Below are 23,738 nucleotides of genomic sequence, written 5' to 3'. Positions count from 1 at the left end.
CGCGGACGCTGAACGGGACCTGAAGCGAGCTTAAGACGTCTTCAGCTCCGGGAGCGTGACGACGAACCGGCTGCCCGCTTCGGCCACGGCCGTGCCACCGTGCGCGCGGGCGATGTCGGCCACGATGGCCAGGCCCAGCCCGGACCCGCCGTCGTCGCGGGCACGGGCGTCGTCGAGGCGGACGAAGCGGTCGAAAACGCGCTCGCGGTCCGCTTCCGGGATGCCGGGCCCGTCGTCGGTGACCGTCAGCACGACCTGTCCGTCCACAGCGGACACCGCGACGGCGACCCGGGACACCGCGTGCCGCTCGGCGTTGTCGACGAGGTTGCGGACGAGCCGTTCCAGCCGCGACCGGTGCCCGCGCACCATCGGCGTCCCGCTGACTTCGACGTCGGCGCGCCCGGCCGCGACGGCTTCGACCACTTCGGACAGTGCCACCGGTTCGAGGCGGGCCGGGCCGGCGTGGTCGAGCTTGCCCAGCAGCACGAGGTCGGCGACGAGATCCTGCAGCCGGGTGATGTCGAGCAGCGCGTTCTCGCAGGTGTCCCGCCAGTCGAGCCGGTCCGGGTGCGCGAGGAGGACCTCGAGCTGGGTCCGCAGCGAAGCGAGCGGGGTGCGCAGTTCGTGCGACGCGTCGGCGGTGAACCGGCTCTGCCGGGTGACGGCCTCGTCGAGCCGCGCGAGCATGGTGTTCATGGTCCCGGCGAGACGTGCGATCTCGTCGCCGGTGCCCGGTTCCGGCACCCGGCGGCCCAGGTCGTGCGCACCGATCTCGGCGACCTCGCCGCGGATGGCCTCGACCGGCCGCAGCGACCGGCGGACGGCGAGCCACGCGATGACGCCGATGAGCAGCGCGACCGCGGGAACGCCGGCGGTGAGCACGGTCCGGACGGAGTCGACGGCCGCCTGGCCCTCGGCGTCGATCTCCACGCCGGCGAAGACGTCGTACTCGCTGTCCCCGCTGACGTCGTGGACGACGTGCACGGTCAGGGTTTCGTCGAGGTCGCGCAGTTCGGGCGCGCACCCGACGGAGGCCTGGTCGCTCCGGACGATCTCGTACGGCTGGAGCGTGACATCGGTGTCGAACGCGGCGAGCGTGGCCCCGTCCAGGACGGGGCAGGAGACGAGCCGCTTACCGGCGCGATCGGTGACCTCGTAGATCGAATCTCGCACGAGCAGTGTCAGGTCGGCCGGCCTGGCACCGGTGTTCAGCAGCTGGACGATCGCGTCGGCGTGGGCGTCGGCGAGCTGCGCGGCGGCGTTCCGGAGCCGGCTCTCCGCCTGGAGCACGAACCACACGGAAACCGCCCCGAGCGCCACGACCGACGCGGCGAACGCCGTGAGCGCGACGCGGAAGCGGGTCGAGCGGAGGAACCTAGGCACCCGCGGTCACCACGAGGTAGCCGGCGCCGCGGACGGTGCGGATGGTTTCGGCGCCGAGCTTGCGCCGCAGCGCGCTGACGTGCACCTCGACGAGGTTGGCGGTCGCGGCCGCGGCGAAGTCCCAGAGGTTGTCGAGCAGTTCGGCTTTGGTGACCACCTGTCCCGGCCGCTGCACCAGGTAGGCGAGCAGGGCGAACTCCTTGGTGGTGAGCGCGATGTCGGCTCCGCCGCTCCGGCAGGTCCGGGCGGCCTGGTCGAGCTCGAGGTCCCCCAGCCTGAGGACCCCCGGCCGGGTGGCGCCGCCCCGCCGGATGAGCGCGCGCAGCCGCGAGAGCAGGACGCCGTAGGAAAAGGGCTTGGGCAGGAAGTCGTCGGCGCCGGTGTCGAGCGCCTCGATCTCGTCGTCCTCCCCGTCCTTGGCGGTGAGCATGAGGATCGGCGTGCTGTTCCCCTGTTCCCGCAGCCGCCGGCAGACGCGGTAGCCGTTCAGCCCCGGCAGCATGATGTCCAGGACGATGGCGGAGTAAGGGTGTTCCCCGGCGAGCCAGAGCGCGTCCCGCCCGTTGTGCGCGACATCGACGGCGTACCCCTCGGCGCTCAGCCCGGCCCGCAGCGCCTCGGCGAGCCGCCGCTCATCCTCGACGAGCAAGATCCGCATCGCGCCACGATGCCACAGGGAAGCCACGGCGCCACGGCGAAGAGGGCCGACGCCGCGCGCACCGCACCGTGGGGGTCCGGGGGCTCGGCCCCCGGGTAATACGACGAAGTCGCGCGACGGAGCGAAGCCCGGAGCAGAGACGAAGGGGCGACCCGCTCAACCAGCCTGGGGGTCACTGGGAGCGGGCCGCCGATACCCAGCTTAGAGGTCTTTGCACGACTTCGCTGCACCGGGTCGCCAAGTCGAACGAAATGTTTACCAACTTGATCTGTGCCGCTCGGCAAACCCTCAGGTCACGCACATCGACGGTAGCGGAACGTGACGAAGGTCGCTCCCGGCCGGTTCGGCAGTTCCGTGCGCGCGAGCGGCGGCGGTAGGGCAGGATGACGCCGCATCAGCGGGGAACGTTAGGGGACGGTATGCACGACGGCAGTGGCCGGATTGTGGTGCAGAACCTGAGCAAGCAGTTCGGCGCGGTGAACGCGGTGCAGAACCTCAGCTTCACGGTCGAACCGGGGTCGGTGACAGGCTTCCTCGGCCCGAACGGCGCCGGCAAGACGACGACGTTGCGCATGCTGCTCGGGTTGGTGACGCCCACGTCGGGGACGGCGACGATCAACGGCCGCCCGCACTCGCAGCTGGGGAATCCGGCGCGGGTGGTCGGCTCGGTTTTGGAAAACGAAGGTTTCCACCCGGGCCGCACGGCCCGGAACCACCTTCGGGTGTACGCGGCGGCGATCGGCGTGCCGGACCAGCGCGCGGACGAGGTGCTCGGCCTGGTGGGCCTGGGCAGCGCCGCGGACCGGAAGGCGGGCGGGTTCTCGCTCGGCATGCGGCAGCGGCTGGCGCTGGCCACCGCGCTGCTCGGCGACCCGCAGGTGCTGGTGCTGGACGAGCCGACGAACGGCCTCGACCCCGAAGGCATCCTGTGGCTGCGGAACTTCCTCCGTTCGTACGCGCGTGAGCAGCGGCGGACCGTGCTGGTGTCGAGCCACCTGCTCAACGAGGTCGAGCAGCTGATCGACCAGGTCGTGATCATCAGCCAGGGCGTCACGCGCTACTTCGGCCCGCTGGAGCAGCTGCGCAAGAGCCAGCAGTCGCGGGTGCTGGTGCAGCCGGCGGACCCGTCGGCGCTCGTGAAGGCGTTGCAGGAGAACGGCATCACCGGCGTTTCGCCGACGCCGGACGGCCGGGTCGCGGTCGCCGGGTCGAGCGTCCAGCAGATCGGTGACATCGCGGCGAAGGCCGGCATCGCGGTCTACGGGATGCAGGAGGACCACGCCGACCTGGAGCGGATGTTCTTCCAGCTGACCCAGGGCCAGTACGCCGGCGCGCCGGGTTACCCGCCACAGCCGCAGTACCAGGGCCCGCCGCCCGGGTACCCGCCGCAGCAGTACCCGCCTTCGGGCCCGCAGCAGCAACAGCAGCAGCACTGGGGAGGACCGCAGCAGTGATGGGCAACCTGATCAAAGCGGAGTTCCGCAAGACGCTGTCGCTGAACACGTGGTGGGTGCTGCTGATCCCGCTGGCGCTGGTGGCGTTCTGGCTGACCTTCGTCTGGGGCAAGATCACCAACGACTTCGCGGACTTCATCGGCTCGAGCGACGCGCGCGAGGTCGCGGGCGCGGTCGGCCTGGACGCGAGCAAGCTGCCGGTCGGGCTGCTGGCGTTCGCGCACGGCGTGAACATCGCGCAGCTCATCCCCGGCCTGTTCGGCGTCTTCGCGCTGGCGGGCGAGTACCGCAGCAAGACGATCACGACGACGTTCCTGACCGCGCCGAACCGGATCACGGCGCTGACCGCGAAGATGCTCACCTACGTGGCGTGGGGCGCGATCTACGGCCTGGTGAGCTTCGGCGTCTCGGCGGTCGCGGTGATGGCGTCGGTCGACTCCGGCCGGTGGCCCAGCGCGGGTCAGTGGCTGGCCGCGCTCGGCGGGACGATCCTGGCCTCGGTGCTGGTGACGCTGTTCGGCATCGGGTTCGGCGCGGTGCTGCGCAGCGTGCCGCTGGCCGTGGTGCTGTTCCTGGTGTGGTTCCTGATCGTGGAGAACGTGCTGGTCATCGCGCTCTGGGGCCCGGTCGACATCCTGGGCGGGATCCTGCCGAACGGCACCGCGAACGGGATCGTGGGCGGGATCGCGGCGGACGCCTTCGGGATCAACACGCTGAACCTGCCGGGCGGCGTCGACCACTGGTCGCAGCTGGGCCTGCAGCTCGCGGCGGGCGCGCCGGGCGTGATCTCGTGGTGGGCGTCGGCGCTGATCTTCTTCGCCTGGACCATGCTCTTCTTCGGCCTCGGCTGGCTGGGCAACCAGAAGCGCGACATCACCTAGGTTTCACCCGTCCGTGAAGGCCACCCCGTCGTCGCCGGGGTGGCCTTCACGGCGTTCGCGGAAATAAATTGTCGGTGGCCGCGCTTACTGTCATGACGTGACCACCGCTCCGCCCCGCTCCCGTCAAGAGCTCCCACCAGCCGAGACCGTCGGCTGGGTCCGCCGGCTGTCCGCCGCGGCCTGGGAGCACCGCGCCCTCGTCGTGCTTTCGCTGACCGCCGCCGTCTTCAGCGTCGGCGTGCAGGCCGTGAGCCCGCTGCTGGTGCGCACGGCGGTCGACGACGCCGTGGCGGGGCAGACCGGCGGGCTGCCCGGGGTGGCCGTCTTCCTGATCTCGCTGCAAGTGGTGGCTTTCGGCACGGCGTTCGTGCGCCGGTACGTCGGCGGGAAGCTCGCCCTCGGCGTCCAGCACGATCTGCGGCAGCGGGTCTTCAACGCGGTTTCGCGGCTGGACGGCGGCAAGCAGGACGCGATGCGCACCGGCCAGATCGTCTCGCGCGCGATCTCCGACCTGCAGCTGGTCACCGGGATCCTGATGCAGATCCCGGTGTCCTTCGGTTCGGTGCTCTTCGCGCTGCTTTCGTTCGCGGCGATGCTTTGGCTGTCCCCGGTGCTGACGCTGATCGCGCTGGTCGTCACGCCCGCGGTCGGCATCATCGTGGCGCGCGGGCGCAAGCGGCTCTTCCCGGCGACGTGGTCGGCGCAGCAGCGCGCGGGCGATGTCGCGCAGCAGGTCGAAGAGACCGTCACCGGTGTCCGCGTGGTCAAGGGTTTCGGCCAGGAGAAGCGGGAAGTCGGGCGGCTGGAGGGGACCGCGCGCAAGTTGTTCGCGGAGCGGCTTCGCGCGGCGAAGCTGTCCGCGGTACCGACGGCGACGACCGCTTCCCTGCCCGCCGCCGGCCAGGTCGCCGTGCTCGGCATCGGGGGCGTCCTCGCCATGAACGGCGCCATCACGCTCGGCACGTTCCTCGCCTTCGCGACCTACCTCGCGACGCTGGTCGGGCCGGCGCGGATGCTGTCCAGCCTGGTCGTGCAGGCCCAGCTGACCCGCGCGGGCGCCGAGCGCGTGTACGAGCTGATCGACGCGCAGCCGGACGTCGTCGACGCGCCCGACGCGCAATCGATGCCGGAGGGGCCGCTGGGCGTGGAGCTCGACGCCGTCCGCTTCGGTTACACCCGCAGCGATCCGGTGCTGAACGGGCTTTCGGTCACCGCGCACCCGGGCGAGACCCTCGCGCTGGTCGGCACCGCGGGCTCCGGGAAGTCGACGATCTCGCTGCTGCTGCCGCGGTTCTACGACGTGCACGCGGGCGCGGTCCGGGTCGGCGGCCTCGACGTCCGGGACGTGCCGCTGCGGCAGCTGCGCCAGGCGATCGGCGTGGTGTTCGAAGAGGCGTTCCTGTTCTCCACCACGATCCGGGACAACATCGCGTACGGCAGGCCGGACGCGAGCGACGAAGAGGTCTTCGCGGCCGCGCGCGCCGCAGAAGCGGACGAGTTCATCCGCGCGCTGCCGGAGGGCTACGAGACGCTGGTCGGCGAGCGCGGGCTGACGCTCTCGGGCGGGCAGCGGCAGCGGCTCGGGCTGGCCAGGGCGCTGATCACCGACCCGCGCGTCCTCATCCTCGACGACGCGACCTCGGCCATCGACACCGTCACCGAAGCCGCGATCTACGACACCCTGCGTTCGGTCACGGCGAGCCGGACGACGCTGCTGATCGCGCACCGGCGCTCGACCCTGGCGCTGGCCGACCGGATCGCGGTGCTGGACAACGGTCACGTGGTCGACGTCGGCACCGAAGCCGAGCTGATGGCGCGCTGCCCGCTGTTCCGCGAGCTGATCGCGGGCCCGGGAGACGGCGTCGAGGAGAAGCACCGGTGCGAGGGCCTGGACCTCGGCCCGGCCGGGGTCACGCCGTCGCTGTGGCCGCACGAAGAACGTGACGAGGTCGACGAGCTGGCCGACGCGGCGCGCCTGCGCAGCGGCGACCCGAACAGCAGCGGGTTCGTCGGCCGCGGCGGCGCCGGCCTCGACATGCCGCCGACCCCGGAGCTGATCGAGGGCGTGCGGCAGCTCCCGCCGGCCGTCGACGAGCCGCGGCTGTCCGATGTGGACGTCACGGCACCCGACCCCGGCTTCCGGCTGGCCCGGCTGCTGCGGCCGGTCCGCTGGCCGCTGGCGGTGGTCGTCGGCCTGGTGGCGGCGGACGCGCTGGCGTCGATCGCGCTGCCGGCGCTGTACCAGTTCGGCGTCGACCACGGTGTCCGCACGGGCGTCGAGTACGTGGTCTGGCTGGCGGCCGGCATCGGCGCCCTGGTGATCGCGGCCGACTGGCTGGTGGTGTTCGCGCAGACCCGGCTGACGTCGCGGGTCGGCGAGACGGTGCTGTACTCGCTGCGCGTCCGCAGTTACGCGCACCTGCAACGGCTCGGGCTCGACTACTACGAGCGGGAACTGTCCGGGAAGATCATGACCCGGATGACGACGGACGTCGACGCGCTCTCGACGTTCCTGCAGACCGGGCTCGCCACGGCGGTGGTCAGCGCGCTGACGCTGGCCGGGATCGCGGCGGCGCTGCTGGTCACCGACGCCGGGCTGGCGTTGTTCGCGCTGGCGATGGTGCCGGTGCTGGCGGTGGCCACGGTGATCTTCCGGCGGGCGGCGTCGAAGGCGTACAACGAGGCCCGCGAGCGGGTCAGCGTCGTCAACGCGGACATGCAGGAGAACGTCAGCGGGCTGCGCGTCACGCAGGCGTACTCGCGCGAAGACCGGTCCGCGGAGGCGTTCGCTTCGCTGAGCGACTCGTACCGGCGCTCGCGGTTGCGCGCCCAGCAGTACGTCGCCACGTACTTCCCGCTGGTGGCGCTGCTGTCCGACCTGGCGACCACGACGGTGCTGGTGGTGGGGGCGAGCCGCGTCGCGGCGGGCACGCTGTCGGCCGGCGTGCTGCTCGCGTTCCTGCTGTACCTGCAGCAGTTCTTCTCGCCGATCCAGCAGCTGTCGTCGGTGTTCGACGGCTACCAGCAGGCCCGCGTCGGCCTCTCCCGGATCGGCGACCTGCTGCGCACGCCGACGTCGGTCCCGGCGGCCGAGCACTCGGTCGCGGCACCGGAGCGGCTGCGCGGCGAGGTGGCGTTCAAGGACGTCGACTTCTCCTACACCGGTGTCGAGGCGAAGGCGCTGGAGCAGTTCTCGCTGGACGTCAGCGCCGGCGAGACGATCGCGCTGGTCGGCGCGACCGGCGCCGGGAAGTCGACGGTCGTCAAGCTGGTCGCGCGCTACTACGACGTCACCGGCGGCGAGGTCCGGATCGACGGCACGGACGTCCGCGAGTACGAGCTGGCCGGCCTGCGGGGCCGGATGGGCGTGGTGCCGCAGGAGGCGCACCTGTTCTCGGGCACGGTGGCCGACAACGTCCGCTACGGCCGCCCGTCCGCCTCCGACGCGGAGGTGGAGGCGGCGGTCCGCGCGGTGGGCGCGTTCGACGGCGTCGCGGCGCTGCCGGCGGGCTTCCTGCAACCGGTGGGCGAACGCGGCCGCTCGCTGTCGGCGGGCCAGCGCCAGCTGGTGGCACTGGCCCGAGCGGAGCTGGTGGACCCGGACGTCCTGCTGCTGGACGAGGCAACGGCAGCCCTGGACCCGTCGACGGAAGCGGCGGTCCTGCGCGCAACGGAGACGGTGGCCCGCCGCCGCACGACGTTCGTGGTGGCCCACCGCCTGGCAACGGCGGCCCGCGCGGACCGCATCGTGGTCCTGGACCACGGCCGCATCGCCGAGACGGGAACGCACGAAGAGCTCCTGGCGGCGAAGGGGCACTACGCAAGGCTGTGGGCCCTGGGCTGAACACCGAAAGTCCGTGGCCAGGTGGCCGGGGCGCTGGGAGCATGGCGGACATGTTCGAAGAGCAGCGGGTGCCCGACCGGCAGATCCGAGCGGCCCAGACCGAGACCACGCTCCGGGTCTACCAGGCGTACTCACCGTCGATCGCCGAAGCCGCGCTCGAGAAGCAGACGTTCGTCGAACCGTTCAAGCGCGACCGGATGACGTGGATCAAACCCTCGTTCCGGTGGATGGCCTACCGCTGCGGCTACGGCAAGAAGCCGGGGCAGGAGCGCATCTTGGCGATCGACATCACCCGCGAAGGCTTCGAGTGGGCCCTCGCGCACGCCGCGCTGAGCCACCCACGCCGTGATCAGGCCAAGGACGCCTGGCAGCGGGAGCTCAAGACGAGCCCGGTGCGCATCCAGTGGGACCCGGAGCGAGACCTCCACCACAACGCGCAGAACTTCCGGGCCATCCAGATCGGCTTGAGCGGCGAAGCGGTCGACCACTACCTCGACGAGTGGATCACCACCATCACCGACGTCACCCCGGTGATGCGCGACATCTCCGGCCTGCTGGCCACCGACCAGCTGCACAAAGCGGTGAAGCTCGTCCCCCACGAGCCGCCGTACGAGCTGTCATCCGAGCTGGCCGCCGCCGTCGACGCCACCGGCTAAGGCAGCGCCCGCCACTTCAGCGAACCCAGCCCCGCCGCCTCCACATCCGGCCGCGACGCCCACCGGACCGTCCCCGGCCGCACGTGGACTCCCGCCCCGACCAGCCAGTCCGGCTCGTCGGGCTCGACCCACTCCATCTCCTCGAAGTCGGCCAGCGTGGGCCAGACCGCGTGGCACGAATCGCACCGGAGCACGACCGTGCCGGACTCGGTGACCAGCGGCCTCACCAGGCCCTGGTCCCAGAACGACGGACATTCGACCAGCCACATCCCGCCATGGGAACCCGCCGCGGTGAACGCTCGGCGGCAGCCGGGCGAACCGGGAAAAAAGACACCGCGAAACCCTGTACCGGGTCCAGCGCTTAAGGTTCCCTTAGCACATCTTGATCGAGTCAGTGACCGATCCCCTAGTGCGCCACGCCTCACACAGGCCGGTTCCATCACATCGCGGTCACCGAGGGGGTTAGCCTGGTAGGCGCATCAGCGGATTCAAGATCGAGATCGAGACGGATAGAGGCGAGCCCCAGCCGTGTCCAGCAGCAGCCCTGCGTCACAATTCGGCCCCAACGAGTGGCTGGTCGAGGAGATGTACGACCAGTTCCTCGCCGACCCTTCTTCAGTCGATGCCGCATGGCACGACTTCTTCGCGGACTTCAAGCCGACGCAGAACGCGCAGGCCAAGGCGGACAACGCCCGGCAGCAGGCCGAAGCCAAGCCGGCCACCAACGGCCAGGCCGCGGCGCAGCCTTCGGCCAAGGCCGTGCAGAACGCGGAGTCGGCGGCCAAGCAGGCGGCCCCGACGAAGACGCCGGCCCCCGCGAAGCCGGCGCCGAAGGCGGCTCCCAAGCCCGCCGCCGCGAAGGCCGAGCCGAAGGCCGACGCGAAGAAGGATGAGCCGGAGTCGAAGCAGCTTCGAGGCGCCGCGGCGGCCATCGCCAAGAACATGGACGCCTCGCTGAGCGTCCCCACCGCGACCAGCGTGCGCGCGGTCCCGGCCAAGCTGATGGCGGACAACCGCATCGTCATCAACAACCACCTCAAGCGCACGCGTGGCGGCAAGATCTCCTTCACGCACCTCATCGGCTACGCCATGGTGCGGGCGCTGAAGGACTTCCCGAACCTGAACCGGCACTACCAGCAGATCGACGGCAAGCCGTTCGCGATCACGCCGGAGCACGTCAACTTCGGGCTCGCCATCGACATGAAGGGCAAGGACGGGTCCCGCAACCTCGTCGTGGCCTCGGTCAAGGGCGTCGAGGACATGTCGTTCCTGCAGTTCTGGCAGGCGTACGAGGACATCGTCAAGAAGGCCCGCAACAACAAGCTCACCGCGGACGACTTCGCGGGCACCACGATCTCGCTGACCAACCCCGGCGGCATCGGCACCAACCACTCGGTGCCGCGTCTGCAGGCCGGCCAGGGCGCCATCATCGGCGTCGGCGCCATGCAGTACCCGGCGGCGTTCGAGGGCACCAGCGAGAAGACGCTGGTCGACCTCGGCATCAGCAAGATCATGACGCTGACCTCGACCTACGACCACCGCATCATCCAGGGTGCGGAGTCCGGCGAGTTCCTCAAGCGCATCCACCAGCTGCTGCTCGGCGAAGACGGCTTCTACGACGACGTCTTCACCAGCCTGCGCCTGCCGTACGAGCCGATCCGCTGGGTCGCCGACATCCCCGAGGGCCCGGTCGACAAGACCGCCCGCGTGATCGAGCTCATCGACGCGTTCCGGATGCGCGGCCACCTGATGGCCGACACCGACCCGCTGAACTACCGCCAGCGCAGCCACGCCGACCTCGACGTCCTGTCCCACGGCCTGACGCTCTGGGACCTCGACCGCGAGTTCCCGGTCGGCGGCTTCGCCGGCCAGGAGCGGATGAAGCTGCGCGACATCCTGGGCGTGCTGCGCAACTCGTACTGCCGCACGGTCGGCATCGAGTACACGCACATCCTCGACCCCGAGGAGCGCCGCTGGATCCAGGAGCGCGTCGAGATCCCGCACGAGAAGCCGGACCCCGCGGTCCAGAAGTACGTGCTCTCGAAGCTGAACGCCGCCGAGGCGTTCGAGACGTTCCTGCAGACCAAGTACGTCGGCCAGAAGCGCTTCTCGCTCGAGGGCGGCGAGACGGCGATCCCGCTGCTCGACACGCTGCTTGACAAGGCCGCCGAGCACGAGCTCGACGAGGTCGTCATCGGCATGCCGCACCGCGGCCGCCTGAACGTGCTGGCCAACATCGTCGGCAAGCCGATCAGCCAGATCTTCCAGGAGTTCGAGGGCAACCTCGACCCGGGCCAGGCGCACGGTTCCGGTGACGTGAAGTACCACCTCGGTGCCGAGGGCAAGTACTTCCGCATGTTCGGCGACGGCGAGACGAAGGTCTCCCTGACCGCGAACCCGTCGCACCTCGAGACCGTCGACCCGGTTCTCGAGGGCATCGTCCGCGCGAAGCAGGACCTCCTGGACAAGGGCGGCGAGGGCTACACCGTGCTGCCGGTCCTGATGCACGGCGACGCGGCCTTCGCGGGCCAGGGCGTCGTCGCCGAGACGCTGAACCTGTCGCTGCTGCGCGGGTACCGCACCGGCGGCACCGTGCACGTCATCGTCAACAACCAGGTCGGCTTCACGACCGCGCCGGAGCACTCGCGCTCGTCGCAGTACGCGACCGATGTCGCGAAGATGATCGGCTCGCCGATCTTCCACGTAAACGGCGACGACCCCGAAGCCGCGCACTGGGTGGCCAAGCTGGCCGTCGAGTACCGGCAGGCGTTCCACAAGGACGTCGTCATCGACCTGATCTGCTACCGCCGCCGCGGCCACAACGAGGGCGACGACCCCTCGATGACGCAGCCGGCGATGTACGACATCATCGACACCAAGCGCTCGGTCCGGAAGACCTACACCGAGTCGCTGATCGGCCGCGGTGACATCTCCGTCGAGGAGGCCGAAGCCGCGCTGCGCGACTTCTCGAGCCAGCTGGAGCACGTCTTCAACGAGGTCCGGGAGCTGGAGAAGCACCCGGCGAAGGCGAGCCCCTCGGTCGAGGAGGAGCAGCAGGTCCCGGCCAAGGTCGCGACCGCGATCACCAAGGAGACGCTGGAGCACATCGGCGACGCCTTCGTGAACGTGCCCGAGGGCTTCACCCCGCACCCGCGCGTCAAGCCGGTCATGGAGCGGCGCCACAAGATGTCCCGCGAGGGCGACATCGACTGGGCGTTCGGCGAGCTGCTCGCGTTCGGGTCGCTGGCGATGGAGAGCCGGCTCGTCCGGCTGTCCGGCCAGGACTCCCGCCGCGGCACGTTCACCCAGCGGCACTCGGTGTTCATCGACCGCAAGACCGGCCAGGAGTACTCGCCGCTGCAGAACCTGGCCGAGGGCCAGGGCCGCGTGATGATCTACGACTCGGCGCTGTCGGAGTACGCGGCCGTCGGCTTCGAGTACGGCTACTCGGTCGCCAACCCCGAGTCGCTGGTCATGTGGGAAGCGCAGTTCGGTGACTTCGTCAACGGCGCGCAGACCGTCATCGACGAGTACATCTCCTCCGGCGAGGCCAAGTGGGGCCAGCGCTCCGATGTCGTGCTGCTGCTGCCGCACGGCCACGAGGGCCAGGGCCCGGACCACACGTCCGGCCGCATCGAGCGCTTCCTCTCGCTGTGTGCGGAGGGCTCGATGACGGTGGCGGTCCCGTCCACCCCGGCGAACTACTTCCACCTGCTGCGGCGGCACGCCCTCGACGGCATCCAGCGCCCGCTGGTGGTCTTCACGCCGAAGTCGATGCTGCGCAACAAGGCCGCCACGTCGCCGACCGAGGACTTCACCGGTGAGAGCCGGTTCATGTCGGTCATCGACGACGTCACGCCGGACCCGGCGAAGATCCGGAAGGTGCTGCTGACCTCCGGGAAGCTGTACTGGGAGCTGGTCGCGGAGCGGACGAAGCGCGAGGCGCACGACGTCGCGATCGTGCGGATCGAGCAGTACTACCCGCTGCCGAAGAAGAAGCTGGTCGCGGCGCTGGAGCGGTACTCGAACGCGCAGCAGGTCGCGTGGGTCCAGGAGGAGCCGGAAAACCAGGGCGCGTGGCCGTTCTTCGGCCTGAACCTGCCCCGGAAGTTCCCGGAGCTGCTCTCGGGCCTGCAGGTCGTGTCGCGCCGCCCGATGGCGGCCCCGTCGGCGGGTTCGTCGAAGGTGCACGAGGTCGAGCAGAAGGCGCTGATCTCGAAGGCGTTCGACTGATCGCTTGAGCCACGGCGAAGGCCCCCGCATTTTCCGGTGCGGGGGCCTTCGTCGTTCAGCTGAGCGATTCGGAAGCGGCCTTGGCCAGGCTGTGGGCGTTGCGGCGGCAGCGTTCGACGTTCCGGTCCGCCGGGTCGGCCGCGGTGACGATCACGGTCGCGTCGACGTTGCCTTGGTAGAACCGCACCCCGCACTGCAGGGTGCCGCTGGAGCCGTAGTCGATGTCCGCCGCCTTCGTCGCCTTCCCGATCTTCTCGCTGATCGGCTTCGCGCCGCGTTCCACCTCGATGTCGTAGCCGGCCTTCGCGTACCCGGGACCGTTCCCCGAGCCCGGCTCGTTCGACTTCGCCAGCATCATCGACAGCGTGCCGGACGACGAGCCCGACTTCGTCCACGAGCAGCTCAGCTGCGAAAGCTGGATCTTGTCGTCCGAGGTGGTCGCCGGCTCGGCGGGGGCGTCGCTCGACAGGGGCGGCAGGTTGTTCATCCGGCTGCCGACCTCGCTGCAGAGCGGCAGCGACGTGTACTTGTCCGGCTCGCCGCTCGCGGACGTCGTGGGCGGCGCGGCGGTGGACCCCTTGTCGTCCGCCGTGAGGAGGAAGAACGCGCCGACGCCCGCCCCGGCCAGGACGAGCACGCCGACCACCACCAGCACGACCACCAGCGCCGTCTTCCCGCCGGACTTCGGCGGCGGGTAGCCGGGGTACTGCTGCTGGGGGTGGGGCTGCTGGGGGTACGGGTACTGGGGTCCTTGCTGCACGAACCGGACACTAGGCCATTCGTGCGACCGGGGCGGGCGTTTCAGGCAAATCACACAGCAGGGCAAACCGCACAGCGGTGCACCACTCAGACGGTCAGCGACCAGGTGTCGATGCGCCCGGTGTCGGCCGCGGCGACGTCCTGGACCCGCAGCGTCCAGGTGCCGTTCGCGGCTTCACCCGAGACGTTCGCGCTGTAGGTCGTGTCGATGTTGTCCGAGGAGTCGCTGCCGGAGTTCTTCAGCCGGTACGCCGACCCGTCCGGTGCGACCAGGTCGATCACCAGGTCGCCGACGTAGGTGTGGACGATGTGGACCTCCACGGCCGTCGTCGCGGACGCGTTGCGACTACAGCCCGCGACGCTGACCGAGCTGGTCACCGCGGCGCCGCGGTCGGGGATGGCGACGTCGGTGCCGTTGGTGACGGTGCCGCAGGCCGGCGGCGGCGGGGTCGTGCCGGTACCGGTGTAGAGCAGGACGTTCGGCGAGCCCGAGCCCGGGTTCGTCACCTTGCCGGTGGTGCCGTTCGCGACGAGGGCATCGCGGACCTGCTGCGGCGTCGCGCCCGGGTTGGCGGCCAGGTACAGCGCCGCCGCGCCGACGACGTGCGGGGTCGCCATCGACGTGCCGCTGATCGTGTTGGTGGCGGTGGTGCTGCCGATCCACGACGACGTGATGCTGCTGCCCGGCGCGAAGATGTCGAGGCAGGTGCCGATGTTGGAGTAGCTCGCGCGGGCGTCGGTGGACGTCGTCGCGCCGACGGTGATGCCCGCCGCGACGCGGCCCGGGGAGCCGTTGCACGCGTTGGCGCCGTTGTCGTTGCCCGCCGCGAGGCCGTAGGTGATGCCCGCGGAGATCGAGCGCTGCACCGCGGCGTCGAGCGTGCTGGATGCGCCGCCGCCGAGGCTCATGTTCGCGACGGCCGGCTTGACCGCGTTCGCCGTCACCCAGTCGACGCCGGAGATGACGCCGGCCGTCGTGCCGGAGCCGCTGCAGTTGAGCACGCGCACGGCGACCAGCTTGACCTCCTTGGCCAGGCCGTACTGCGAGCCGCCGATGGTGCCGGCGACGTGCGTGCCGTGGCCCTGGCAGTCGGTCGCGTTGCTGTCGTTGTCGACGAAGTCGTACCCCGAGGTCGCCCGCCCGCCGAAGGTGCTGTGCGTGAGGTTGATGCCGGTGTCGATCACGTACGCGTGCACGTTCGGCGCCGTCGTGCTGTAGCTGTACTTCTGGTCGAGCGGCAGGTTCCGCTGGTCGACCCGGTCCAGCCCCCAGGACGGCGGGTTCAGCTGGTCGGCGCTCGCCCGCACGACCTTGTTCTGCTCCACAGTGGACACCGCGGGGTCGGCCGCGATGCGCTTCGCCTGCGTCTCGGACATCGTGCCGGTGAAGCCGCGCAGGGCCGCGGAGAACGTCCTGGCGACCGTGCCGCCGTGGCGGCTCGTGACTTCCTTCGCCTTGCTCTCCGCGGCCGTGCCGTCCTTGAAGACGACGATGTAGCTGTCCTTGACGGCGTCGGCGCCGCCGGCCCCGACGATCGTTCCTTCGCTCGCCGTCGCGACGGCGTTGCCGCTCAAGGCGGTCAACGCCGAAACGGCGGCGATAGCCCCGATTCTGGTCAGCAGACGCATGGTTCGTCCCTTTCTGGGCAGGGTCGACCGGGCGGTGCACGGCCGCCGGGTCGCCAGGGGTGAGACGTGAAGCGCGTTCACGTGGAACGTGGACGGAACTTTAGGTCGCACCCTGCCCAGATCGGTAGATCGTCCGGTTTGCGCAGTTCAAGACCACTCGAACGGTCCCCTACCAAAGTCTGCCCGCGAAAACGATTTCCGCTCGGCGCCGGTTCGCGGCAAGGTGACGGCCATGCTGATCCGCCGCGAGACCCCCGCCGACCAGGCCGCGATCCACCGCGTCCACAGCGAAGCGTTCCGGCGCGAGGCCGACGTGACACCGGGCGAGGCGCCGCTCGTGGACGAGTTGCGCGCCGACGGCGACCTGATCGACGCGTTGTCCCTGGTGGCGCTCCACGACGGCGAGGTCGTCGGGCACGTGTGCTGCAGCCGCGCCCGCGTCGCCGACGACCCGGCGGCCGCGGTCGGCCTCGGCCCGCTCGGCGTGCTGCCCGCGCACCAGGCTCGTGGCGTCGGTTCGGCCCTGATGCACGCGGTCCTCGGCGCGGCGGACGCGCTCGGCCACGGCCTGGTCGTCCTGCTCGGCAACCCGGCCTACTACACGCGCTTCGGCTTCGTGACGGCGTCGACGCTCTCGATCACCCCGCCGGATCCGGCCTGGAGCAAGAACTTCCAGGCCCGGACGCTGACGGGGTACAAGTCCACCCAGGCCGGCGCGTTCGAGTACGCGCCGGCTTTTTCGCGGATCTGAACAGGAGTCGCCGATGTACGCACCGACCACGTCCGTGGGAGTCCGGATCAACCGTGAGCAGCCGCCGGCCAAGCTGGTCGAGCTGGCCCGCCAGGCGGAAGCCGCCTGCCTGGACGAAGTCTGGCTGGTCGAGGACTGCTTCTGGGCGGCCGGCATCGCAACGGTCGCGACCGCGCTGGCGGTGACGTCGACGATCAAGGTCGGCATCGGCGTCCTCCCGGCGGTGGCCCGCAACCCGGCGATCGCGGCGATGGAGCTGGCAGCGCTGGCCGAGCTCCACCCGGGCCGCCTGATCGGCGGCTTCGGCCACGGCGTCGCGTCGTGGATGCGCCAGATCGGCGCTTACCCGGCGTCGCAGCTGGCGGCGCTGGAGGAAACCCTGGTGGCGGTCCGCCGGCTGCTCGCGGGCGAGCGGGTCTCGATGACCGGGCGGCACGTGTCGCTGGACGAGGTCGAGCTGGTGTTCCCACCGTCGTCAGCACCCCCGCTGCTGGCGGGCGTCCGCCGCCCGAAGTCCCTGGCGATCGCGGGCGCGACGGCGGACGGCACGATCCTGGCGGAGCCGTCCCCACCGGAGTTCGTCCGAACGGCGCTGTCCGACATCGCGGCGCCGGGCCCGCACGCGGTGGTGACGTACAACTGGCTGGCGCTGGGCGATGCCGAGCGGGCCCGCCGGACGGTGGCGGAGTCGTTGACGCCGGGTTCGCGGGTCCAGGTGGAGGGGTTGCCGTTCGCGGCGGAGCTGCTGGAGCTGCTCGATTCGGCGTCCACAGTGGACGAGCTGGCCGCGGGCCTGCGCCCGGAGTGGCTGAGCAAGCTGGCGATCTGCGGTTCGCTGGAGGAGTGCGTGGCTTCGGTGCGGGCGCTTCACGAAGCGGGGAGCGGGTCGGTGGTGCTGCTGCCGCTGCCGGAGGAGCCACCGGAGCAGGCCATTGAGGACGCCGCCCGGGTAGCGGCGGCCGTGCGCGGCTGAGCCGTTGTCCGGGCGGGCCCAAAGCCGGGCTGCTCGCCACCGCCGGGGTCGCCACCAGTGAGGCCATTCACGTCACCGTCGCCGCGGCCGGGCCGGCCGCGCTCTTCGCCCCCGTGCCCGTGGCCTTCACCGTCGTCCGGATCGCCGGGGCGGCCTACCTCATCCACCTCGGCGTTGCTGCGGTTCGCCATCGTCGGCGCCGGCCGTCGACAGGTAGCGCCTGCACCACCCCGAACCCGGCGGCGCACCCCATGCCGCGAACCCGGAGTTCCGGCCAGACTTCCCGCCATGAAAAGAAAAAGCACGGCACTGCTCGCCGCCGCGGTGATCACGCTGACGGCAGTACCCGCGACGGCGGAAGCGGCACCGCGGGACCCGGTCCGCGCGCTGACCCAGGTGGCCCACCCCCTCCGCACCACCGAACCCGGCGGGAGCACCGCCGATCTCCGGGCGCTCGGCGCCATGGTCGGCGACGCCCCGGTGGCCGGGCTCGGCGAAGCCACCCACGGCTCGCACGAGTTCTTCGCCATGAAGGAGCGGGTCTTCCGCCACCTCGTCGAAGAGCGCGGGTTCACCACGTTCGCGCTCGAACTGAGCTGGTCCGCCGGGCTCCGGATCGACGAGTACCTGCAGACCGGCGCCGGGGACGCGCGCACGATCCTCAAGCAGGAACTGGCCGGTTCCCCGTGGGACCGCGAGGAGTTCGTCCACCTCGTCGAGTGGATGCGCGACTACAACCGGCGGCACCCCGGCCGGACCGTCCACTTCCTCGGCGACGACCTCGGCGCCCCGACGTTGAGCGACGCCTTCTTCGGCAAGGTGACCGCGTACGTGCGGGAAAACGCGCCCGCGAAAGCCGCTCGGCTCGACGAGCTCTACACCGGCCTGCGCCCGCTCGACGACATCGTGGCCTACCTCGGCAAGCCCATCGCCGAACGCAAGCGCCTCGCCGACCGCGCGCGCCAGGCGTTCGACCTCGTCGACGGCGTCAACGGGAAGAACGCCGAATGGGCCGAGCAGAACGCCCGGTCGATCGCCAAGACGACGGAGTTCCTGACCGTCGACCTGACCGACCCGGCCGGCCTCGCCGCGATGGAGCGCTTCCGCGACGAGGAGATGGCCCGCAACGTCCTCTGGTGGCGGCAGCACACCGGCCAGAAGGTGCTGGTGTCGGCGCACAACGACCACACCGGCTACGCCGCGGGCAACCCGGCGCTCTACCCGAAGACCCAGGGGTCGTTCCTGCGCGACCGGCTCGGGAAGGACTACGTCGCCATCGCGATGACGTTCGACCGCGGCGCCTTCCTGTCGAAGGACACCGCGATCGGCGGTGACTGGAAGCGGTTCACCGTGCCCCCGGCCGCACCCGGCTCGAACGAGCACACCCTTGACCGGGTGCCCTACCGCGACTACTACTTCGACGCCCGCACCGCACCGGCCACCGCCCGCGCCTGGCTCGGGGTCGCCCGGCCGACGTGGAACATCGGCACGCAGTTCCCCTCCGAACCGGAAGGGATCGCGCTCGCGCGGTCGTTCGACGTCGTCGTGCACCTGCACGAGGTGCGCGCGGCGAAAGCGAGCTAAGACCGCAGGTTGTTGCGCGCCAGGAAGTCTTCCGCGATGTCCAGCGGGTTGCGCTTCTCCTCGGTGAACTCGACGTTGAGCCGCGTGAGCTGTTCGGTGGTCAGCGCCGCCGACACGCGGTTCAGCGCCGAGACCTCGCCCGGGGACAACGTCCCGCGCGCCACCAGCGGGACGATGTTCTGGGCCGGGAACATGTTCTTGTCGTCGACCAACGGCACGAAGCCGTTCGCGGCGATCGTCGACGACGTGCTGAAGAGATCCGCCACCTGGACGTCACCCGACTTCAGGGCCGCCACCGTCACCGGGCCACCGGTGTCGGTCGTGCGGATCTCCTTGAACTCACAGCCGTACAACGACTTGATCTTGTCCTTCCAGCGGCTGCTCCACTGGCCCGGACCGCCGAACACCAGCTCGCCGCAGCGCTTTCCCAGGTCCGAGAACGTCTTCACGCCGCTCGCCGCCAGCTGCGGGCCGACGACGAGCAGGTCCTTGTCCTCGGCCGGTGCCTGGGCCAGCACCTCGAACCCCGGCGGGACCTTCTGGCGGAGCTGCGCGTAGACGTCCTGCGACGTCGTCGCCTGGGTGTCCTTGTCGAAGTACCGCAACAGGTTCCCGCTGTAGTCCGGGACGACCGACAGCGATTTGTCCTGCAGCGCCTTGACGACGACCTCGCGGCTGCCGACCGGCGGCCGCACGGTCACGTTCGTGGCGCCCGCGTTCTTCAGCGCGCCGGCGTAGATCTGGGCCAGCAGCAGGCTTTCCCCGACGTCGGACGCGCCGATGATGATGTCGCCGGTCGCCCCGCCCTCGCCGCCGCCCGCCAGGGGATTGCCGCAACCCGCGGCCAAGAGCAGGACAGCGGCCGCCAGAAAACGCTTCACGCCGTCACCTTCTTCACCGCCGCCGCGAGCCGGACGCCCCGGGGCACCAACGCCCGGTTCAGCAACGCGAAGAGCACGTCCAGGACGATGGCGAGCAACGTCGTCAGCAGCGCGCCCGCGATCACCTCGGAATAGTCCAAAATGGCCAGTCCGTCGAGCAGGAACCGGCCCAGGCCACCGAGTCCGACGTACGCGGCCACCGCGGCCGTCGCCACGAGCTGCAGCACGGCGTTGCGGATGCCGCCCAGCACGAGTGGCAGCGAGATCGGCACCTCGACCTTCCAGAGCCGCTGCCAGCCGGTCATCCCGACGCCCTCGGCCGCGTCGACCACGCCGTGGTCGGTCGCCTGCAGCCCGGCGTACGTCCCGGCCAGGATCGGCGGCACGGCCAGCACGACGAGCCCGATGATCGTCGAGGTGACGCTTTCGGTGAACAGCAGGAACAGGAACGTGACGAGCCCCAGCGTCGGCAGCGCGCGGATCGCGTTGCCCGCGCTCACCAAAGCGACGCCGCCGCGTCCGGTGTGGCCGACGAACAGTCCCAACGGGACAGCGATGACCAGCGCGATCACCAACGACAGCGCGACGTAGCCCAAGTGCTCCAGCAACCGCTGCGGGATGCCGTCCGGCCCGGACCAGTGCGCCGGGTCGCCGAACCAGTGGAAGAGGTCGGTGATCATGCGGCAGTCACCCGTTCCCACGGTGTCAGCAGGTTCCGGATCCCCACGAGGACCAGGTCGACGACGAGCGCGAGCAGCAGCGTCAGCACGATGCCGACGACGATCGGCGAGAAGTACTCGCGCTGGAAGCCGTCGGTGAACAGCACGCCGAGGCCGCCGGTGCCGATCAGCGCGCCGACGCTGACCAGGCTGATGTTGCTCACCGACGCCACCCGCACGCCGGCCGCGAGCACCGGCACCGACAGCGGCAGCTCGACGGCGAAGAACTTGCGCAGCGGCTTGTAGCCCACCGCGGTGGCCGCGGCGATCACCGACGGCGGCACCGCGTCCAGCGCGTCGAGCACCGGGCGGACCAGCAGCGCCGTGGTGTAGATCGTCAGCGCGACGACGACGTTGACGCTGTCGAGGATCTTCGACCCGATCAGGCCGGGGATCACGACGAACAGCGCGAGCGACGGGATCGTGTAGAGCAGGTTCGCCAGCACCATGAGGACCTGGCGCACGGGCTGCCAGCGGTGGCCGACCCAGCCCGCCGCGATCGCCAGCACGATGCCGAGCACCAGCGGGAGCAGCGCCAGGTACACGTGGTCACCCAGGTCGCCGAGGACCTGGACGCGGTTGTTCGCACTGCTCAGGTACCGCCCGAGCTCGTCGAAAAAGCTCATGACGCCTGCGGCGTGGCCTCGATCACGTCCAGGACCTGCCGGGCGACGACGCCGCCGAGCACGCGGTGGTCTTCGTCGACGACCACGCCGAGGCTGGCCGGGGACGACAGGGCCGCGTCGAGCGCGCCGCGGATCGGGGTGCCGTGGATCCACAGCGAGCCGCCGGCCATGAGGTCCTCTTCGGACAGTGAGCCGTCCACTGTGGAGTTCGGCGCCAGCCAGCCGCGGGGTTGCTTGTCGGTGTTGACGCCGAGCCGCCAGCCGTCGCTCGCGGGCACCGGCGAACCGATCTCGACGAGCTCGATCTCCTTGACCTCGACGCCTTCGGCGGAGAGGAAGGACAGGCCGCGGTAGCCGCGGTCGCGGCCGACGAAGGACGCCACGAAGTCGTCCACCGGGTGCCGCAGCACGTCGGCGGGCGTGCCGTACTGGGCGAGCTTGCCGCCGACGCGCATCACCGCGACCTTGTCGCCGAGCCGGACGGCCTCGTCGATGTCGTGCGTGACGAACACGATCGTCTTGCCCAGCTGCGACTGCAGCCGCAGCAGCTCGTTCTGCAGGTCTTCGCGCACGATCGGGTCGACGGCGGAGAACGGCTCGTCCATCAGCAGCACCGGCGAGTCCGCGGCGAGCGCGCGGGCGACGCCGACGCGCTGCTGCTGGCCGCCCGAAAGCTGCGCCGGGTACCGCTTGCCGAGCTCGGCCGGCAGCCCGATGATCTCGAGCAGCTCGGCGGCCCGCTGGCGCGCCTTCGCCTTGTCCCAGCCCGAAAGCAGCGGCACGGTGGCGATGTTGTCCAGCACCGTCCGATGGGGAAAGAGCCCGGCGTGCTGGATGACGTAGCCGATGCCGCGGCGCAGCAGCGCCGGGTCGCCCTCGGCGACGTCCTTGCCGTCGAGCAGCACCTGCCCGCCGGTCGGCTCGACCATCCGGTTGATCATCCGCAGCGACGTCGTCTTGCCACAGCCGGACGGGCCGACGAACACGGTGATCGTGCCGTCCTCGACCGTCAGGTTCAGCTTGTCGACGGCGACCGTCCCATCCGGATACTGCTTGGTCACGTCGCGGAATTCGATGGTCACTGCCACTCCCCATGTCCCGGTCGGTTCCGACCGTAGCCGAGTCGGCGGTGGTTGGCACGCTGTTCCGCAGGGTGGTGACTACGCTCAGAGCCCGTGAGCGCACTAGACGACGTCCTCGCCGCGCACGGCGTCGGCGTCCGCCCGCTGTACCGCGTCATCGACCTCCTGCGCACCGGCGACCACGACCTCGGTGAGCTGGTGCGGCTGTCCACGGCGCCGCGGCGCAGCGTGGAGGACGTCCTGACCGCGCTCGGCGACGACCTCGACCGCAGCGGCGACCGGCTGCGGATCGCCCCCGGCGTCGCCGCGTCGTACCTGCGGTACAGCGTCCCCCGCTACGGCGACCCGCTCGACGAGGCCGTCGCGGGGCACGAACTGCTGCCGAAGATCGCCGGGTGGGTGGCCGAGGTGCCCGCGCCGCTGGCCGCGCTCGACCACGTGCAGGCCACGCCGGAAACCGTGCTGCGCCGGGCACTGTGGCTCGACGCGCACTACGACCTCGCCTCGGCGCATGTGCTCTTCCTCGGCGACCACGACCTGACGTCGCTGGCGGTGCGGGCGGTCTGCCCGTCGGCGTCGCTCACGGTCGTCGACCTCGACGAGCGCGTGCTCGCCTACCTGGACGACCGCGGTGAGCGCGGCATCGCGACCGCGCACACGGACCTGCGCGTCGGCCTGCCCCCGGCCTTCACCGGCCGGTTCGACCTGGTGTTCAGCGATCCGCCGTACACGCCCGAAGGCATGGGCCTGTTCGCCACGCGCGGGGTGCAGGCGCTGCGGGAGCCGAGCGAGGGACGGCTGCTGCTGGCCTACGGCTACAGCCCGCGCCACCCGGCGCTGGGCGCGCAGGTGCAGCGGTCGCTGGCCACGCTCGGGCTGACGTACCAGGCGATCCTGCCCGGCTTCAACCGCTACTTCGGCGCGCAGGCGATCGGCAGCGCGGCCGACCTGTACGTCTGCCAGCCGACGGCGAAGGCCAAGAAGGTGCGCGGCGCCAAGGCGATCTACACGCACGGCCCGCAGTCGGTCGAGGCGGCGGGCACGAAGCCGGCGCTGGTGGAGAAGCTGAAGGAGATCGCGGCCGCCGGCGGGCTCGCGCTGGAGTCGCGGCCGGTGGACTGGTCGGGCTCCGGCCCCGAGGGCGACGCGATCGCGATGGACCTCACCGGCGACCCGGGCCCGTGGCTGCTGCGCACGCTGCTGGGCACGAACGCCCGCCGCCTGGCGCTGCTGGTCCCGAACGCGCACCCGGACCTCGCGGACCAGGCGTCGCAGGAGGCGCTCGCTTCACTCGTCCGGGGGAAGTACGCGCTGCGGTACCTGCGCAGCACCCCGGACAACCGGCACGCGGTGGTCGTCGCGGACGCCGTCGAGCACCAGGACGAGGTGCTGACCCGCGCGCACGCCCGGCTGGCGAACGTCTCCCTCGACGTCCCCGAGGACCTGGTCGACCTGCGCCTGGTCGACGTCCCCCGGCACCGCCTCGCCCAGCTCTTGGGTTGAGACCCGCACTTTCACGTGAAAGTGCGGGTTTGCGACGCAAAGCGGCACTTTCATAGGGAAAGTGCGGCTTTGCGGTTCAAAGCGCAGCTTTCCCTATGAAAGTGCCGCCGTCGGGAGCGAGG

At 70.8% G+C, this 23,738-nt stretch carries 18 protein-coding genes and 1 pseudogene; 10 read left to right on the top strand and 9 right to left on the bottom strand.

What is annotated here, in order from left to right; genetic code table 11:
- Positions 1-30: 30 nt before the first annotated feature.
- The gene (locus MUY14_RS44590) at positions 31-1,383 is read right to left on the bottom strand and encodes an ATP-binding protein (RefSeq protein WP_247018904.1); all 1,353 of its coding nucleotides are present in this window, start codon (positions 1,381-1,383) and stop codon (positions 31-33) included.
- Entirely contained in the window at positions 1,376-2,041 is a 666-nt protein-coding gene (locus MUY14_RS44585; protein ID WP_247018902.1) for a response regulator transcription factor, read from the bottom strand. The genes MUY14_RS44590 and MUY14_RS44585 overlap by 8 nt, the downstream gene beginning before the upstream one ends.
- 419 nt (positions 2,042-2,460) lie before the next feature.
- Between MUY14_RS44585 and MUY14_RS44580 the strand changes: the two genes are divergently transcribed.
- The 4 genes from MUY14_RS44580 to MUY14_RS44565 all read left to right on the top strand — a co-directional run bounded on the left by MUY14_RS44580 (position 2,461) and on the right by MUY14_RS44565 (position 8,876).
- Positions 2,461-3,495: an ABC transporter ATP-binding protein gene (locus MUY14_RS44580; protein ID WP_247018899.1), complete on the top strand. Its 1,035-nt coding sequence runs from the start codon at positions 2,461-2,463 to the stop codon at positions 3,493-3,495.
- Positions 3,495-4,376, top strand: coding sequence for an ABC transporter permease (locus tag MUY14_RS44575; protein WP_247018898.1), 882 nt, complete (start codon positions 3,495-3,497; stop codon positions 4,374-4,376). Before MUY14_RS44580 ends, MUY14_RS44575 begins: the two co-directional genes overlap by 1 nt.
- Before the next feature lie 97 nt (positions 4,377-4,473).
- Positions 4,474-8,220: an ABC transporter transmembrane domain-containing protein gene (locus MUY14_RS44570; RefSeq protein WP_247018896.1), complete on the top strand. Its 3,747-nt coding sequence runs from the start codon at positions 4,474-4,476 to the stop codon at positions 8,218-8,220.
- A 50-nt stretch (positions 8,221-8,270) separates the two neighbouring features.
- A complete protein-coding gene (locus MUY14_RS44565) occupies positions 8,271-8,876 on the top strand; it encodes a DUF4291 domain-containing protein (protein ID WP_247018894.1) in 606 nt (201 codons plus the stop codon).
- Here MUY14_RS44565 and MUY14_RS44560 read toward each other — a convergent pair.
- The gene (locus MUY14_RS44560; protein ID WP_247018892.1) at positions 8,873-9,145 is read right to left on the bottom strand and encodes a hypothetical protein; all 273 of its coding nucleotides are present in this window, start codon (positions 9,143-9,145) and stop codon (positions 8,873-8,875) included. The genes MUY14_RS44565 and MUY14_RS44560 overlap by 4 nt on opposite strands.
- A 259-nt stretch (positions 9,146-9,404) precedes the next feature.
- On the opposite strand from MUY14_RS44560, the gene MUY14_RS44555 reads away from it, so the two are divergent.
- A complete protein-coding gene (locus tag MUY14_RS44555) occupies positions 9,405-13,109 on the top strand; it encodes a multifunctional oxoglutarate decarboxylase/oxoglutarate dehydrogenase thiamine pyrophosphate-binding subunit/dihydrolipoyllysine-residue succinyltransferase subunit (protein WP_247018890.1) in 3,705 nt (1,234 codons plus the stop codon).
- 55 nt (positions 13,110-13,164) lie between these two features.
- On the opposite strand, the gene MUY14_RS44550 is transcribed toward MUY14_RS44555, so the two are convergent.
- Positions 13,165-13,869 (bottom strand): hypothetical protein, encoded by a 705-nt coding sequence (locus tag MUY14_RS44550; RefSeq protein WP_247018888.1) that lies wholly within the window; start codon positions 13,867-13,869, stop codon positions 13,165-13,167.
- An 86-nt stretch (positions 13,870-13,955) separates the two neighbouring features.
- Entirely contained in the window at positions 13,956-15,497 is a 1,542-nt protein-coding gene (locus tag MUY14_RS44545; RefSeq protein WP_247018887.1) for a S8 family peptidase, read from the bottom strand.
- Between the two features lie 232 nt (positions 15,498-15,729).
- Between MUY14_RS44545 and MUY14_RS44540 the strand changes: the two genes are divergently transcribed.
- From MUY14_RS44540 to MUY14_RS44525, 4 genes and pseudogenes are all read left to right on the top strand, one after another.
- Entirely contained in the window at positions 15,730-16,248 is a 519-nt protein-coding gene (locus MUY14_RS44540) for a GNAT family N-acetyltransferase (protein ID WP_247018886.1), read from the top strand.
- A 13-nt stretch (positions 16,249-16,261) separates the two neighbouring features.
- Positions 16,262-17,221, top strand: a complete 960-nt coding sequence (locus MUY14_RS44535) for an LLM class flavin-dependent oxidoreductase (RefSeq protein ID WP_247018885.1) — start codon at positions 16,262-16,264, stop codon at positions 17,219-17,221.
- Positions 17,218-17,415: pseudogene (locus MUY14_RS47175) on the top strand (LysE family transporter); the annotation flags it as partial. The gene MUY14_RS44535 and the pseudogene MUY14_RS47175, both read left to right, overlap by 4 nt.
- A gap of 94 nt (positions 17,416-17,509) precedes the next feature.
- Complete coding sequence (locus MUY14_RS44525; RefSeq protein ID WP_247018884.1) at positions 17,510-18,805, top strand: erythromycin esterase family protein; 1,296 nt, start codon at positions 17,510-17,512, stop codon at positions 18,803-18,805.
- Here the strand turns inward: MUY14_RS44525 and MUY14_RS44520 are convergent.
- The 4 genes from MUY14_RS44520 to MUY14_RS44505 are packed head-to-tail and all read right to left on the bottom strand — an operon-like array spanning position 18,802 to position 22,113.
- Positions 18,802-19,686 (bottom strand): ABC transporter substrate-binding protein, encoded by an 885-nt coding sequence (locus tag MUY14_RS44520; protein ID WP_247018883.1) that lies wholly within the window; start codon positions 19,684-19,686, stop codon positions 18,802-18,804. The two genes, MUY14_RS44525 and MUY14_RS44520, sit on opposite strands and share 4 nt — an antisense overlap.
- Positions 19,683-20,366: an ABC transporter permease gene (locus tag MUY14_RS44515; RefSeq protein ID WP_247018882.1), complete on the bottom strand. Its 684-nt coding sequence runs from the start codon at positions 20,364-20,366 to the stop codon at positions 19,683-19,685. Before MUY14_RS44515 ends, MUY14_RS44520 begins: the two co-directional genes overlap by 4 nt.
- Positions 20,363-21,031 (bottom strand): ABC transporter permease, encoded by a 669-nt coding sequence (locus tag MUY14_RS44510; RefSeq protein WP_247018880.1) that lies wholly within the window; start codon positions 21,029-21,031, stop codon positions 20,363-20,365. Before MUY14_RS44510 ends, MUY14_RS44515 begins: the two co-directional genes overlap by 4 nt.
- Entirely contained in the window at positions 21,028-22,113 is a 1,086-nt protein-coding gene (locus tag MUY14_RS44505) for an ABC transporter ATP-binding protein (protein ID WP_247018878.1), read from the bottom strand. The genes MUY14_RS44510 and MUY14_RS44505 overlap by 4 nt, the downstream gene beginning before the upstream one ends.
- Before the next feature lie 93 nt (positions 22,114-22,206).
- Here MUY14_RS44505 and MUY14_RS44500 point away from each other — a divergent pair, with 93 nt between their 5' ends.
- A complete protein-coding gene (locus MUY14_RS44500; protein WP_247018876.1) occupies positions 22,207-23,616 on the top strand; it encodes a bis-aminopropyl spermidine synthase family protein in 1,410 nt (469 codons plus the stop codon).
- Positions 23,617-23,738 lie beyond the last annotated feature (122 nt).

The sequence above is a fragment of the Amycolatopsis sp. FBCC-B4732 genome (genome assembly GCF_023008405.1).
Taxonomy (GTDB): domain Bacteria; phylum Actinomycetota; class Actinomycetes; order Mycobacteriales; family Pseudonocardiaceae; genus Amycolatopsis; species Amycolatopsis pretoriensis_A.
This window is presented reverse-complemented; position numbering and strand designations above follow the sequence as displayed.